Origin of the sequence: Halopseudomonas salina (genome assembly GCF_014637955.1) — a bacterium.
Classification (GTDB): domain Bacteria; phylum Pseudomonadota; class Gammaproteobacteria; order Pseudomonadales; family Pseudomonadaceae; genus Halopseudomonas; species Halopseudomonas salina.
In genome coordinates this window covers 113,851-127,791 of the sequence record NZ_BMFF01000003.1, presented here as the reverse complement: position 1 = coordinate 127,791, position 13,941 = coordinate 113,851, and the positions used below count along the sequence as shown (strand labels likewise).

General features: G+C 57.1%; 11 protein-coding genes. 6 read left to right on the top strand and 5 right to left on the bottom strand.

Translation table 11 applies throughout. The features are described from left to right. Position 1: 1 nt before the first annotated feature. The 3 genes from IEV54_RS07980 to arsS form a co-directional block, all read right to left on the bottom strand. Entirely contained in the window at positions 2-979 is a 978-nt protein-coding gene (locus IEV54_RS07980; protein ID WP_150278583.1) for a hypothetical protein, read from the bottom strand. Then, the gene (locus IEV54_RS07975; protein ID WP_150278582.1) at positions 976-2,370 is read right to left on the bottom strand and encodes an SLC5/6 family protein; all 1,395 of its coding nucleotides are present in this window, start codon (positions 2,368-2,370) and stop codon (positions 976-978) included. Before IEV54_RS07975 ends, IEV54_RS07980 begins: the two co-directional genes overlap by 4 nt. A 434-nt stretch (positions 2,371-2,804) precedes the next feature. After that, entirely contained in the window at positions 2,805-3,767 is a 963-nt protein-coding gene (gene arsS, locus IEV54_RS07970) for an arsenosugar biosynthesis radical SAM (seleno)protein ArsS (protein WP_150278580.1), read from the bottom strand. A gap of 169 nt (positions 3,768-3,936) precedes the next feature. Here arsS and IEV54_RS07965 point away from each other — a divergent pair, with 169 nt between their 5' ends. Continuing rightward, positions 3,937-4,812 (top strand): class I SAM-dependent methyltransferase, encoded by an 876-nt coding sequence (locus IEV54_RS07965; protein WP_223825511.1) that lies wholly within the window; start codon positions 3,937-3,939, stop codon positions 4,810-4,812. Between the two features lie 24 nt (positions 4,813-4,836). Here IEV54_RS07965 and IEV54_RS07960 read toward each other — a convergent pair whose 3' ends face one another. Then, positions 4,837-5,889 (bottom strand): helix-turn-helix domain-containing protein, encoded by a 1,053-nt coding sequence (locus IEV54_RS07960; protein WP_188434378.1) that lies wholly within the window; start codon positions 5,887-5,889, stop codon positions 4,837-4,839. 483 nt (positions 5,890-6,372) lie between these two features. On the opposite strand from IEV54_RS07960, the gene IEV54_RS07955 reads away from it, so the two are divergent. From IEV54_RS07955 to IEV54_RS07945, 3 genes are all read left to right on the top strand, one after another. Further along, positions 6,373-8,316, top strand: coding sequence for a DUF1302 domain-containing protein (locus IEV54_RS07955; RefSeq protein WP_150278578.1), 1,944 nt, complete (start codon positions 6,373-6,375; stop codon positions 8,314-8,316). Positions 8,317-8,349: 33 nt separating this feature from the next. After that, positions 8,350-9,714: a DUF1329 domain-containing protein gene (locus IEV54_RS07950; protein ID WP_150278691.1), complete on the top strand. Its 1,365-nt coding sequence runs from the start codon at positions 8,350-8,352 to the stop codon at positions 9,712-9,714. A 113-nt stretch (positions 9,715-9,827) separates the two neighbouring features. Beyond that, positions 9,828-9,995, top strand: a complete 168-nt coding sequence (locus IEV54_RS07945; protein WP_188434376.1) for a hypothetical protein — start codon at positions 9,828-9,830, stop codon at positions 9,993-9,995. Positions 9,996-10,127: 132 nt separating this feature from the next. Here the strand turns inward: IEV54_RS07945 and IEV54_RS07940 are convergent, their stop codons facing one another. Then, entirely contained in the window at positions 10,128-11,177 is a 1,050-nt protein-coding gene (locus tag IEV54_RS07940) for a helix-turn-helix domain-containing protein (protein ID WP_150278577.1), read from the bottom strand. A gap of 273 nt (positions 11,178-11,450) precedes the next feature. On the opposite strand from IEV54_RS07940, the gene IEV54_RS07935 reads away from it, so the two are divergent. Then, positions 11,451-13,214 (top strand): DUF1302 domain-containing protein, encoded by a 1,764-nt coding sequence (locus IEV54_RS07935; protein WP_150278576.1) that lies wholly within the window; start codon positions 11,451-11,453, stop codon positions 13,212-13,214. Positions 13,215-13,248: 34 nt separating this feature from the next. Continuing rightward, positions 13,249-13,941, top strand: a 693-nt coding sequence (locus IEV54_RS07930; protein ID WP_373286437.1) for a DUF1329 domain-containing protein, incomplete at its 3' end; no start/stop codon positions are given.

Below are 13,941 nucleotides of genomic sequence, written 5' to 3'. Positions count from 1 at the left end.
GTTAATCCAGCGCTGTCATCGCGCACAGCGTCTGGCCCAGCACAAAACCGCCGAGCATCGCATCAGCTGGCGCATCCGCGGTTCCACGCAGTATCCGCTCACGATAAGACAGGGCTGCCGGGCTATTCTCCGGCCACTGCCGATCGAAATCGTCCATAAAGCCGTCGTGTGAATAGTTCAGTGGGATCGCTTCCACCACCAGGCCATCACACTGAGCGCGATAGATTGCCGAGGGATGGGCGTGAGTGCTTATGCGCGTGACCAGGCCGTAACGGCCATTATTGAAATTCGGCATGCCGGCGGCGCCGTTGTTGATAATCGCCAGTCCCGGTACGGCCTGTTCCGCCATGGCCAGCGCCGCTGGCGCGCAGGTGTGGCTGGTGGCCAGAACGCTGATGTGATTGCTGGCAGCCCAAGCCTGCAATGCCTGCTGGCGGGCAGGCTCAGCAAGGACGGAGCGCGCGCATGCCCAGCCAGCCAGGGAGGTTTCATCGCCGTGGGTGATCGCAATGCGTTTGCCGGCGACGCTGACCAGCGCCGTCGCAGGGCGGTCAGCCAGCTGCTTTGCCATGCCGGGTAACTGGTTCACGGTGCTGCTCAACCGCGCGTGAATCTGATTGGAGCGCTCTACGGTGTGGTCGTCTACCGCGTCGGGATAGGCGCAGCCGCAGCCGGCGGCGCTGTCGTCGGGTCGTCCCAATTCGGTTTCGACATTGCCCCGCAGCAGGGTATGTGCGGCCAGGCGCGTTTCGATCTCGCTGAACAGCGCAGGCTCCACATCAAACCAGTGCATGTCCCCATTGAACACGGCTTTGGCATCAGGCTCGGCGGCCAGGCGTTTTTCCAGGGCCGTAAGCGCCTGGCGATTGCCATACAGGCCGCCGACGATATACAGCGTTTGGCGGTCAAACAGCGGCGCCCCGGCAAAGCTGTCTGACGGCAGATGGTAATCCAGCGGGCAGCTGCGTCCGGCGGTCATGCGGCGCTCCCAACAGCCGGGCGCTGTAGCCAGCCGGGAATCAGATAGAGCGCAGTGCACAGCAACAGGCCGTACAGGTTGGTGCCCAACAGTAGCGCATATTTGCCATCGCCAATCGCCCAGCTCGCGGGTATCCAGCCGATGGTCAGGGCAATGCCCAGTGCCAGGCCCGCCCAAAAACTCAGGTGAAAGCCCGCCCGGGTTGGCGTGACAAAGCCGTGCAGCACAAACACTGGCGCCAGTCCCATCACCATGGTCCCGCTGATGGTCGTCGCCTTGAGAATATCGGTACCGGCCAGCATCGGCAGATTGCCGAACAGGGCAAAGAGCACCATGGTGCTCATGCCCACTCCCAGTGCCTTGCGGCCCAGATCCTTGCCAGCCAGCGCAGGGAGTTCTCGGCCGACCAGTTTGGCCAGGCTGGAAAACGTCGAGTCCAGGGTCGAGCCGGCAGCAGAGATCATCACAATGGTCATCACTACCAGGGCAGCCAAGCCCATTGCGCGGGCCAGGTCAGCCGGGACGTTACCTGATGCCGCCATGCCTACAAGGTCGGCATGCACACCAATCAGACTGAAGGCCAGAATCGCAAAGAACCCCAGCACACCGGCCACACCGAAGGCCTTGAGCATGCTCTTTTCTTCGCTGATAAAACCGCGGTCGGTCAGCACCGGATCATGGAAGGGATAGCTGACCAGTTGCAGACAGGCAACCAGCAGCAGATCCACGCCGGCGTTCAAAGCCCAGTTGCTGGTGCTGGCTAGTTCGGCTGGGGAGTGTTGCGGCAGGACCAGGCCCAGCACGGCGACCAGAGCCACCACAAAGATGGCCGCCTGGGCCGCGTCAGTGAGAATGGAGCTGCGCAGCCCGCCGCGCAGGCTGTAGGCCAGTGTGACGGCGGTAAACAGTAGGGCCGCGCCGATAAATTCGATGCTGCCACTTTCACCGTAGTAACCACCGACCACGGCCGTGTTGCTCCACACTTCGTTGAACAGGCGGATCAGGATGGCGGCGGTAAAGGCCAACGCCGCGGCCCGGCCATAGTGGGAGGTCAGAAACTGCACCATGCCGGTCGCGCCAAAGTGGCGGCGCAAGCGGTAGATGACCAGTCCGCACAGAGGAATGGAGAGCCAGTAAGTGGCATATGCCAGACCGCCGACCAGGCCGAACTCGGCGCCCAGGTTAGCGGCGTTGGTGACCGATTTGGCGAAAATCCAGCTGATAAAGATGCTGGTGGTCAACAGAAAAGGGGACGCCTTGCGGCCAGCGCTGTCTTCACCATTGAAAAAACCGCCAAGGGTCACGGTGCGGGGCGACAACCAATACATCATCGCCCCGTACACCACCAGAAATCCCCAAAAAAACACGCCCACCCAGCTGGTCAATTGCATGCTGCTTCCATCGTCAAGTTGTTGTTACGGTCAAACTCAAACCCGTCGAGATGGAACTCGACACTCCCAGAAGCCCACCCCTGGGAATGGCCGAGTTCCAGCTCGGCAGAGTGGTCCCAGCCACACCCTTGGTCGAGATGGAGCTCGACACTCCCAGAAGCCCACCCCTGGGAATGGCCGAGTTCCAGCTCGGCAGGGTAGTAGCAGCCGCACCCTTGGTCGAGATGGAACTCGACACTCCCAGAAGCCCACCCCCGGGAATGGCCGAGTTCCACCTCGGCAGGGTAGTAGCAGCTACACCCTTGGTCGAGATGGAACTCGACACTCCCGGAAGCCCACCCCCGGGAATGGCCGAGTTCCACCTCGGCAGAGTGGTAGCAGCCACACCGCTGGTCGAGATGGAACTCGACACTCCCGGAAACCCACTCCGAAACCTACCCCAACGCCCCACCACAACTGGACCCTTGCCCGGCGGTACAGGCAAAACAATGGTCGCGGGTCACTATGGGGTTGTTCTCCACATTACTGCCCAGCAAATCGCTCAGATGGCTGCGGTCCCGGGCGAGCAGATTCATGGGTAGATCCAGCATCTGGTTGAAATCGCAGTCATACAGATAGCCCTGCCAATCCACACTGACCATCGTGCGGCACATCAACCCCGCCATGTTCTGTTCACTGAAGTTGTCACGCAGCAGCTGCATGTAGTCGTTGAACTGGCCTTTACTGACCAGGGTGCTGCCAAAGCGTGCGATCGGCTGATTGGTAATGGTGTGCAGCTGGTCGAACACGATGCCGAAGTCTTCCAGCAGATGGCTTTTATAGTCCGCCTGCAGAGCTGCCTGGGGTGGTGGCAGGCTGGGGCCCTGGGGGTTGTAGACAAGATTTAGCTGCAGATCGCTGTCCGGCTGGCCGTAACCCAAAGCGTTGAGCATCTGCAGACCCTGAATACTGCGCTCGAACACACCATCGCCACGCTGCTTGTCAACGTTGTCGCGGGAATAGCAGGGCAGGGAAGCGGAGACGATCACCTGCTGCTCGGCCAGAAACTCTGCCAAACCTTCGTAACCTGGCTCGGTCAGAATGGTCAGATTACAGCGGTCGATAACCTGCAAACCCTCCCGACGGGCATGGGCGACTATCTCGCGAAACCGCGGATGCATCTCCGGCGCACCGCCGGTGAGGTCCAGTATTTGAACCGAATGGGCGTCGATAACGTCATACAGGGTAGCCAGCACCTGATCGCTCATCGCTTCGGTGCGTGTCGGGCCGGCGTTCACGTGGCAATGCAGGCAACGTTGATTGCAGGTGTACGTCAGATTCACCTGCAGCGTCTGCAGGCTGGAACGGGCAATCGCCGGGAACGATAGATTGTCCAGAAGCGGTAGCGTGTCGCGCACAGGATGCTCCATTTGAGTGAGTTGCCACTGAATCGCCAGGGTGGTCACTTTTTTGATTCAACAGGTGACTGATTGTTACAGCTTGGTAGCAAAAAACCCATGGCAAACATGAACCTTGTGTATCCAACTGTTAGGCTGGATGTAACAAGTAACCAGTCAGGAGAAGACAATGCGCCATTTTTTAATCGGAGCCGTGTGTGTGTTCGGCATGTCTGCGGTCTCACCGGTGATGGCTCAGACCCCGCCCACCAGCGCCGCGCCGCTGTCGACCATCCAGCCACCCGTGCTGAGTTTTGAAGACACCGCGGCCATACGCGATGCGGTGGGCAGCACCACACGCTCAATCTCCAACATCATGCGCGACGCCCACCGCAACCCGCAGCCGACCCTGGAATTCTTCGGCATTCGTGATGATCACACCGTGGTCGAGATATGGCCAGGCGGCGGCTGGTACACCGAAATCCTCGCGCCTCTGCTGCATGAGGAAGGCAAACTGATCGCAGCGCATTTCCCGGAAGACAGCGATGTTGAGTTCTTCAAGGAATCGCGCGCGGACTACGAGCGCCTGCTCAGCCGCCGCGACGTCTACGAGAATGTCGATCTGGCCACCCTCGACTACGATCCGAACAACCCGATAGCCGAGTCGGGCACTGCAGACCGTGTGGTGACCTTTCGCAATGTGCACAACTGGCTCGCCGTCGGCATGGACGAGACCCGCACGGTCTTTGCCAAGATGTTCGATGTACTCAAGCCCGGCGGCATGATGGGCCTGGTTGAGCATCGCGCGCGGCCGGGTGTCGAGCTGCAGGAGATGATCGATACCGGATACGTGTCGGAAGAACTTGTCACCGAGCTGGCGCTGGAAGCGGGCTTCGAGCTGGTGTCGCGCAGCGCGATCAACCAGAACCCCCAGGACATGGGTGACCACCCTGATGGCGTCTGGAGCCTGCCGCCCACCCTGCGCGGGGGCAATGAGAACCGGATTCAGTACATGGGAATCGGCGAAAGCGACCGTATGACGCTGTTGTTCGTCAAGCCTGAATAACCTGCCGGGTGGTGCCAGGTGCTGTCAGTTCCCGGCGGGTTGTCGGGAGTCGGCACCGCGCTGCATTGACCTGAACGCCGTGGGGCTCATGCCGGTCCAGCGGCGAAATGCGCGGGTAAAGCTGCTGGGGTCCAGAAAGCCCAGTTCATAGGCAATGCTGGTCAGGGACAACTGTCCCTGGCTGATCATCCGGATGGCCCCTTCCTTGCGCACCTCATCCACCAGCTGCTCGTAAGAGGTGCCCTCGGCGCTCAATTTACGGCGCAAATGCCGCGGACTGATATTCATCGGCACCGCAACCCGCTCCTCGGACATATCCCCAGACCCAAGTAGCACCTGAATACGCCGCTTGACCTGCTCAACCAGGTCATTGCTCGGCATATTGGCCAGCAGATCCTCCATGGCCTCGATAAACCGCGGCAACAGAAAGGAGTCCGCGCTGGCCAGGGGTTTGGCGAGCAGGGTTTCCTCCAGCATCAGATAGCAACCCTCGGTGCTGGCGCTGACCGGACAGCCCAGCAGACGCGCGCACATCTCGAGTTCGCCGGCATCGCTGCGTGCCAGGGCCACGCCCTTGAGCAATCCCAGGTTGTCCTGATCGAGCTTGTGCACCAGATGGCACAGGTAGCCGACCAGCGCCTCGAGGTGCTGCTGATGGGGCTCGCCCTGGGCGCGCAATACCATCAACATGGCGTCTTCACCCTTGCGGGTCTCCAGCTTCACCTGGGTACTGGCGATCGGAAAGAAGCGGATCAGGTTGGTCAAGGCCGTGCCCAGCGTCGGGCTGGCCTGGCTGGTCAGGGCAATCGCATTAAGCGAGGTAGGGTTGAACAGCCTGTGGATGCGCATGCCAAACAGGGGATCGTCGGCCAGTTGCGCGGCCTCTGCCCACAGCAGCGAGCAGGAAGCCTGATCGATAAAGCCGGAGGAGGGCGGCATGCCCCCGAACAGGCTCTGCACCACACTTGAATCGGCAAGGGAACATTCGTATTGACGCAGGGCCTGGTTGATCAATGGAACCCAAAGCGCCCGTTCCCCTGTTCTTGTTCCTGTCTGTGAGTTCGAGCTATCCAACATGTCTGGTTCCCGATGGATGATCCAAGGTCTAAAACAAAAAGCTGTGGTGCGCGCAGTAATACAGTCGAGATTATCCCTGTAGATTATACGAAATCGCATTCCGCTTGGCGGAACGGCTAGTGCTGATTTTGCAGATCGTTGTTTCGATCCTCTAACCCATTCGGGTGACCCTTGGAGCATGCTACTTTAAAAGGGTGCTGCCCTTTGATTGCGCAAGGTGTTACCTTTCGAAACACCCGGCCCAGAAGGCTCGTCGAGGTCCGGCACCGTACAGAGCGGTATGCTGCATCCGCCACTCAATGACCTCAGGTGTCAATCCATGAAAGCACAGATTTAATTCTGATTCATCAGCTGAATGGCCGGCAGAGTCAATTAAATTGGCCTGCAAAGTCAAGTCTTCGACGGGGAGTGCATGCCAGACTGCCTCTGTCCTGAACGTGTCTTCAGATACACAGGTTCATGTCACCCAAACGGAGCAGCACAATGACAAAAAAAATGCATGCTTGGTCGCTCGCGGCCTTGCCACTGGCAATCGGTCTGGCCAGTTTTACCGGTTCAGCTAACGCAGTTACTTTCAACATCGGTGAAGTTCGCGCTCAGTTCGACTCGCAACTGTCCCTCGGCGCCAGCATGTCGACTACCGACGCCGACAAGCGCTTTATTCACAATGCTACCACTGTAGATGGTGTGGATCAGGACGGTAAGGCCGTAGCACGTACATCTGATGACGGCCGCCTCAACTACGAGTCTGGTGATTTCTTCTCCAAGATCTTCCGAGGCGTACATGATCTGGGCTTCACCTATGGTGATTCCGGCGCGTTCTTCCGTGGCAAGTACTGGTACGACTTTGAAACCAAAGACGGCAGCCAGGATTTTTACGATATTCAGGATGATGGTCGCCCACCATTGGTCAAAGGTGCTGGCGTAGCATTGCTCGACGCTTTCGTTTACCACAATTACGCTATTGGCAATAACCCAGGTAACGTACGTCTGGGTCGCCAGGTTGTGAGCTGGGGTGAAAGTACTTTTATCCAGAACTCGATCAACTCGATCAACCCTGTTGACGTCGCCGCTTTCCGTCGCCCAGGCGCGGAAATTAAGGAAGGTCTGTTGCCTGTCGAGATGTTGTACGTCTCCCAGGGTCTGACCGACAACCTGTCCATGGAAGCATTCTACCAGCTCAAATGGGCACCTTTCGCTATCGATAACTGCGGTACCTTTTTTGGTTCCGATACCCTGGCTACCGGCTGTAACGATCGTTTGGTCGTAAACGGGCCAGACTATCCTCAGGGTAATAACACCACTGGTTCGGCAATCATCTCCAGGTCAGAGAAAGATCGTGACGCGAGTGATGATGGTCAATTCGGTGTTGCCTTTCGCTACTTTGCTCAAGAGCTGAATGACACCGAATTCGGCTTTTACGCGATGAATTATCACAGCCGTACACCTTTCTACAGCAATACCGTAGGTAATCGTCTGGTTCCCGGCGGTACAGCTGCTGCCATCGGTGGTCAATTGCAGCAAGCAGTTGCTGACGGAGCACCGGCGGCGACTATCGCTGCACTGCAGAACGCACTTAACGCTCAATTGGCTCTACTCCAAGCCGGAACCATTGCTGGTATTGACGGCACACCTGGCGCCGCAGGGTATTTCTTCGAGTACCCAGAAGATATCCGCCTGTACGGCGTAAGCTTCCAGACCATGGTCGGCCCAGCTTCTGTCGGTGGCGAGTTCAGCTATCGTCCCAACATGCCTATGCAGATCAATACTGGTGATATGAGCCGTACTGCTCTAAGTCTTGGTCAGGATAACACTCACCGTGATCTGGCTGGTCAGCTCGCCCCAGGCGATTACCTGAAAGGCTATGACCGCAAAGAGTTCTACCAGGCTCAAGTTACAGCCATTCACTTTATTGAGCGAGTGCTCGGTGCAAGCCGCCTCTCTCTGGTTGGTGAAGCCGGCGTGAACTATATTGGCGGTCTTGGCGACACTCGTTATGGTCGTGATTCACTGTTCGGCCAAAGCCCGTATCAAGCAGGCGAAGTTGGTGCTAACGGATTACCCTTGGCTGCAGGCACCTGTGCGTCTCAAACCGGCAATGATGGCTCGGAAGGCTTTCAGAACAGCTGGTGTGAGAACGATGGCTTTTACACTGACTGGTCCTATGGCTACCGCGCACGCGCTGCTCTGGACTACTCCAACGTTTTCGCAGGCGTGAACGTAAGCCCGAGCCTGACCTGGTCGCATGATATTGAGGGTTACGGTCCAAACTTCACTGAAGGCGCCAAGGCTGTCAGCCTCGGTCTGAACTTCGATTATGCTAACAAGTACACTGCCAGCCTTAGCTACACCGATTTCTTTGATGGCAAATACAACACCAACGTGGATCGCGACTTCGCATCCGCCAGTGTCAGTGTGAATTTCTAAGACAGGCAACTGAGGATAAAAATAATGATGCAGATGCAAAAAACCCTACTGGGTGCTGGTGGTCTGGCTTTAAGCCTCCTGGCATCCAGCGTCATGGCCCAGAGCCTGACGCAGGACGAAATCAATCAGCTGGGTAATAACCTGACGCCTATCGGTGCAGAAAAAGCCGGTAACGCTGCAGGCACCATTCCCGAGTGGACTGGTGGTCTGGGTCCAGACGCAGGCAAGATGATTGGCGACAACTTCCAGTCCAACCCCTTTGCCGACGAGCAGCCAGAGTTCGTGATTACTGCTCAGAACTACCAGCAGTACAGCGAAAACCTGACTCCTGGCCAGGTCGCCATGTTCGAGCGTTACCCCGAGACGTACCAGATGCCGGTCTACAAATCGCATCGCTCGGTCGGTTACCCACAAGCTGTGTATGACCAGGTCAAGCAGACCGCCGGTCAAGCCAAGCTGGTAAACGGTGGTGATGGTCTGGACAACTTCTCCCACGGCACCTTTGCCTTCCCGATTCCAAAATCGGGTGCGGAAGTCGTCTGGAACCACAACACCCGCTACCGCGTGAACATCAAGCGCTGGTACATGCAGGCCATGCCGCAGACCAACGGTTCCTACACCCTCATCAAGCTCGAAGAGGAAGTGGGTTACCCGCAGCTGATGGATGACGTCGACGAGTCGACCATTCCTAACACCCTGCTGTTCTTCAAGCAGCGTGTAAACGCGCCTTCGCGTCTGGCAGGTAACGTACTGCTGGTACACGACACCCTGGACCAGTTGAAAGAGCCACGCATGGCGTGGGTTTACAACGCCGGCCAGCGTCGCGTACGTCGCGCACCTCAGGTAGCTTATGACGGCCCGGGTACTGCATCGGACGGCATGCGTACTTCTGACAACTTCGCCATGTATAACGGTGCACCTGATCGTTATGACTGGAAGATGATTGGCAAGAAGGAAATCTACGTTCCGTACAACAGCTACAAGATGACCCAGCGCGAAGTGAAGTATGACGACGTACTGAAAGCCGGTCACATCAACCCCGAGCACACACGCTTCGAGCTGCACCGCGTGTGGGAAGTTCAGGGCAACGTGAAGGCTGGTCAGCGTCACATCTACGCCCAGCGTAACTTCTTCATGGACGAGGATTCCTGGCAGATCAACCTGGCTGACCACTACGATGGTCGTGGTACTCTCTGGCGCGTTGGTGAAGGTCACATCGCCTTCAACTACGTAGAGAAGATCCCGGGTTACTCCATCGAGACCCTGTATGACCTGTTGGCCGGTCGTTACATTGCCCTGGGCATGTACACCGAAGAAGTCTCTGCACCGCAGTTCGACTTCGAGCCAAGCTACAACCAGTTTACCCCGGCAGCCCTGCGCTCCTCGGGTATCCGCTAAGCTGGTCGCCTTCGGGCAATAAGAAAGGGAGCCTTCGGGCTCCCTTTTTTTGTCTGCATTTCCGTAAACATAATGCTGAACCCGCTTTTTTTACCCCCAAAATGGATCCCCGCGTGCGCGAGGATGACGATTGGTTGGAGGGCGGTATTATGTCTGGGGCGTTGCTGTGGCTGGTTTACCGCTTGGATCCCCGCCTTCGCGAGGATGACGATGGGGAAAGCGAGGATGACGGTGGGTGGGGCGAGGATAGCGGTGGGTGGAGCGAGGATAGCGGTGGGTGAAGGCGAGGATGACGGTGGGGGAAGCGAGGTTGACAGTCTGGGGAAGCGAGCATGACGATGGGGGAGGTCATTCCCGCCCCACACCCCGTCATTCCCGCGAACGCGGGAATCCATTTTGACCTTAAGGGTTTGTCAAGCGGTAACACTACCGCCCTGGCGGGACTGGGAGCGGAAGGCGGTGGGGCTCATGCCGGTCCAGCGGCGGAAGGCGCGGGTGAAGCTGCTCGGATCCAGAAACCCCAGCTCGAAGGCAATACGGCCCAGGTTCAACTTGCCGTCCTGGATCAACCGAATAGCCAACTCCATGCGCACTTCATCCAGCAACTTCTCATAGGTCGTCTGCGTCTCGCTCAGCTTGCGGCGCAAATGCCTGGGGCTCATGTTGAAGGGGGTGGCCACCAGGTCTTCCGACACCTCACGTTCTGATACCAGCACGCGGATCCGCTGCTTCACCTGCTCGGCAAAATCGATATTGGGCACGGCCCCAAGCATATCCTCCAGCGTCGCATCCAGACGCTTGACCAGAAAAGCATCAGCGGCGGGCAGGGGCGTGTTCATCATGTGTCTGTTGAACTTGACGGCCACCCGTTTGCTGCCCGGTCGGATACGCTTGCCAAAGATGTTTTCGCAGGTCGTGCGTGTCCGTTCATGGTCCCCAATCAAGCGGGTTTCCAGCACCATCGAGCTGGTAGCCGGCCCCAGTGCATCCCATATGTGCTTGCAATGGGACAACAGGGCTTCCATGTGCATCGGATGTGGGGTGCCGCGGGGCTGAAAATAGACGGTTATGTGCTGATCGTCTTCCACCGAATACAGCTGAACCTGAGTACTGAACACGGAGAAAAAACGAATCACTCGCTGCAGAGCATCGCCCACAGTGGCACTGGAAACGGCGGCCAGGCCCAGTACCTTGAGGGTATTGGAGCGATAGTTCTGTCCCATTTTGAGGCCAAAACAATCGTCCTGAGCAAGATTGCCAGCGGCATGCCACAGGCGGTTCATATCAGTCTGGCTGATTTGCACCGAGCTGAGGTCTGTCGGTTCGAAGTACTGCTGCAGGTCATCGGGTAAGTCGTCAGTAGACTTGCCATATTCTTTTGCGAGGGTCTGGCCTATGCCCTGAGCCCAAAATGCCCGTTCTTGCAGCCGCTCACAGGGTAGCGGATGGAGGATCTGGTTCATGCGGGAGAGTCTCTCAGTTTTATTCTTGTATTTTTTGTCTCACTCTGGGTCTTTCTATCGTCAACATAAGCCAAATAGACCGATTATGCAAAAGAATGGAACAGATAATTGCATGCGGTTAATAAAGGACATTCATTGAATGAATGTCCCCTTGGGGCCAAGAATTAGTCCTTTTCGGACAAATCAAATTCATTCTCCGTGACAGACTTGTCTCCGATGCCAGACACCTCCGGGCTAGCTGGTATCCATGATTCAATCTAACGGAGCAGCACAATGACAAAAAAAATGCATGCTTGGTCGCTCGCAGCGTTGCCTCTGGCAATCGGTCTGGCCAGCTTCTCGGGTTCAGCAGGTGCAGTAGCTTTCAATATTGGTGACGTTCAGGCGCAGTTTGACTCGCAGCTTTCTATCGGCGCGAGTATGTCTACGCAAAGCGCAGACAAGCGATTTATCCACGTCGGCACCGTCATTGATGGTGAGAATCAAGGCGGTCAAGGTGCAGCTCGAACCTCAGACGACGGTCGCTTGAATTATGAAGCAGGCGATGTTTTCTCAAAGATCTTCCGCGGCGTTCATGACCTGGAACTGTCCTACGGTGATTCCGGTGCGTTCTTCCGTGGCAAATACTGGTACGACGCCGAGATCAAAGACGGCAGTCAGGAATTCTACAATGTAGATGATGACGGTCGTCCACCGCTGGTCAAGGGTGCTGGTACAGCACTGCTGGATGCGTTCGTTTATCACAACTACACCATCGGCAACACGCCGGGTAACGTTCGCCTGGGTCGCCAGGTGGTTAGCTGGGGTGAGAGTACATTCATCCAGAATTCGGTTAACGCAATCAACCCGGTGGACGTGGCTGCTTTCCGTCGTCCCGGCGCTGAAATCAAGGAAGGTCTGCTCCCGGTCGAGATGCTGTACGTCTCCCAGGGCCTGACCGACAACCTTTCCCTTGAAGCTTTCTACCAGCTCAAGTGGGCTCCCTTCGCAATCGATAACTGCGGCACATTCTTTGGTGCAGATACGCTGGCTACCGGTTGTAACGACCGTCTTGTAGTAGGTGGCTCTGACTCGCCCCAGGGTGATCCAACCCTTAACGGTCGTATCATTGCCCGTGACGGCAAAGATCGTGATGCAAGCGATAGCGGTCAGTACGGCCTGGCGTTTCGTTATTACGCAGCAGAGCTGAACGACACCGAATTCGGCTTCTACGCTATGAACATTCATAGTCGCGCGCCGATTTATAGCAACACCCAGGGGCCTCTTGTCGGTATTGGCGGTCTTGCCGGCGGTGCGGGTTATTTCTTTGAATATCCCGAAGACATTCGTATTTATGGTTTGAGCTTTGCGACCAACATTAGCGGCACGGCCGTTAGTGGTGAGGTCAGCTATCGCCCGAATCAGCCCATGCAGGTCACTTCCGGCAGCATGAGCGTCGCGGCTCTCACCGGCTCAGGCGCCTTCATTGGTCGTCCTAACGAGACCTACGCGGCTGGTGACTACATCCAGGGTTACGATCGCAATGGTATCTATCAGGCTCAGGTCACGGCCATTCACTTTATCGAGCGGGTTCTCGGCGCCAGCCGTCTCTCGTTGGTGGGTGAAGTTGGTTACAACTACATCGAGAGTTTGAGCGACGCAGACGGTTCTACTTTCTACGGTCGTGACTCGGTGTTCGGTCAGTCTCCTGTTGCTGATGGCTCCTGTTTCTCGCAAAACACCGGTCGTGGTGCAAGCTGGTGCGAAAGCGATGGCTTCTACTCGAGCAGCTCCTGGGGCTACCGTGCACGTGCGGCACTCAACTACTCCAACGTATTTGCCGGCGTCAACCTGACACCGACATTGAGCTGGTCACACGACGTTCAAGGTTGGGGCCCTAACTTCAACGAGGGCGCCAAGGCTATCAACTTCACCCTGAATGCCGATTACGCCAACAAGTACTCTGCCAGCCTCGGCTACACCGATTTCTTCGATGGCAAGTACAACACCAGCGTTGATCGTGACTTTGTATCGGCTAGCGTTAGCGTAACGTTCTAAGACTGGCAACTGGAGAGATAAAATAATGATGCGTATGCAAAAAACTCTATTGAGTGCCGGCGGACTGGCTTTGAGCCTTCTGGCAACCAGCGTCATGGCACAAAGCCTGACGCAGGACGAAATCAATCAACTGGGCAACAACCTGACTCCGATTGGCGCTGAAAAGGCTGGTAACGCAGCGGGCACCATCCCTGAGTGGACTGGCGGTATCGGTTCGGACGCAGGTCAGGATCTGCCCGATAACTTCTCGTCGGATCCTTACGCCAACGAACAGCCGCAGTTCGTGATTACCGCGCAGAACTACCAGCAGTACCGCGATAATCTGACCCCTGGCCATATCGCCATGTTCGAGCGCTACCCGGAAACCTTCCAGATGCCGGTGTACGAGACACACCGCTCTGTAGGCTACCCGCAAAGCGTCTACGACCAGGTCAAGCAGACCGCCGGTCAAGCTAAGCTGGTAAACGGTGGTGACGGTCTGGACAACTTCTCCCACGGCACCTTTGCCTTCCCGATTCCAAAGTCGGGTGCGGAAGTCGTCTGGAACCACAACACCCGCTATCGCGTAAACATCAAGCGCTGGTACATGCAGGCCATGCCGCAGACCAACGGTTCCTACACCCTCATCAAGCTCGAAGAGGAAGTGGGTTACCCGCAGCTGATGGATGACGTAGACGAAGCGAGCATCCCCAACACCCTGCTGTTCTTCAAGCAGCGTGTAAATGCA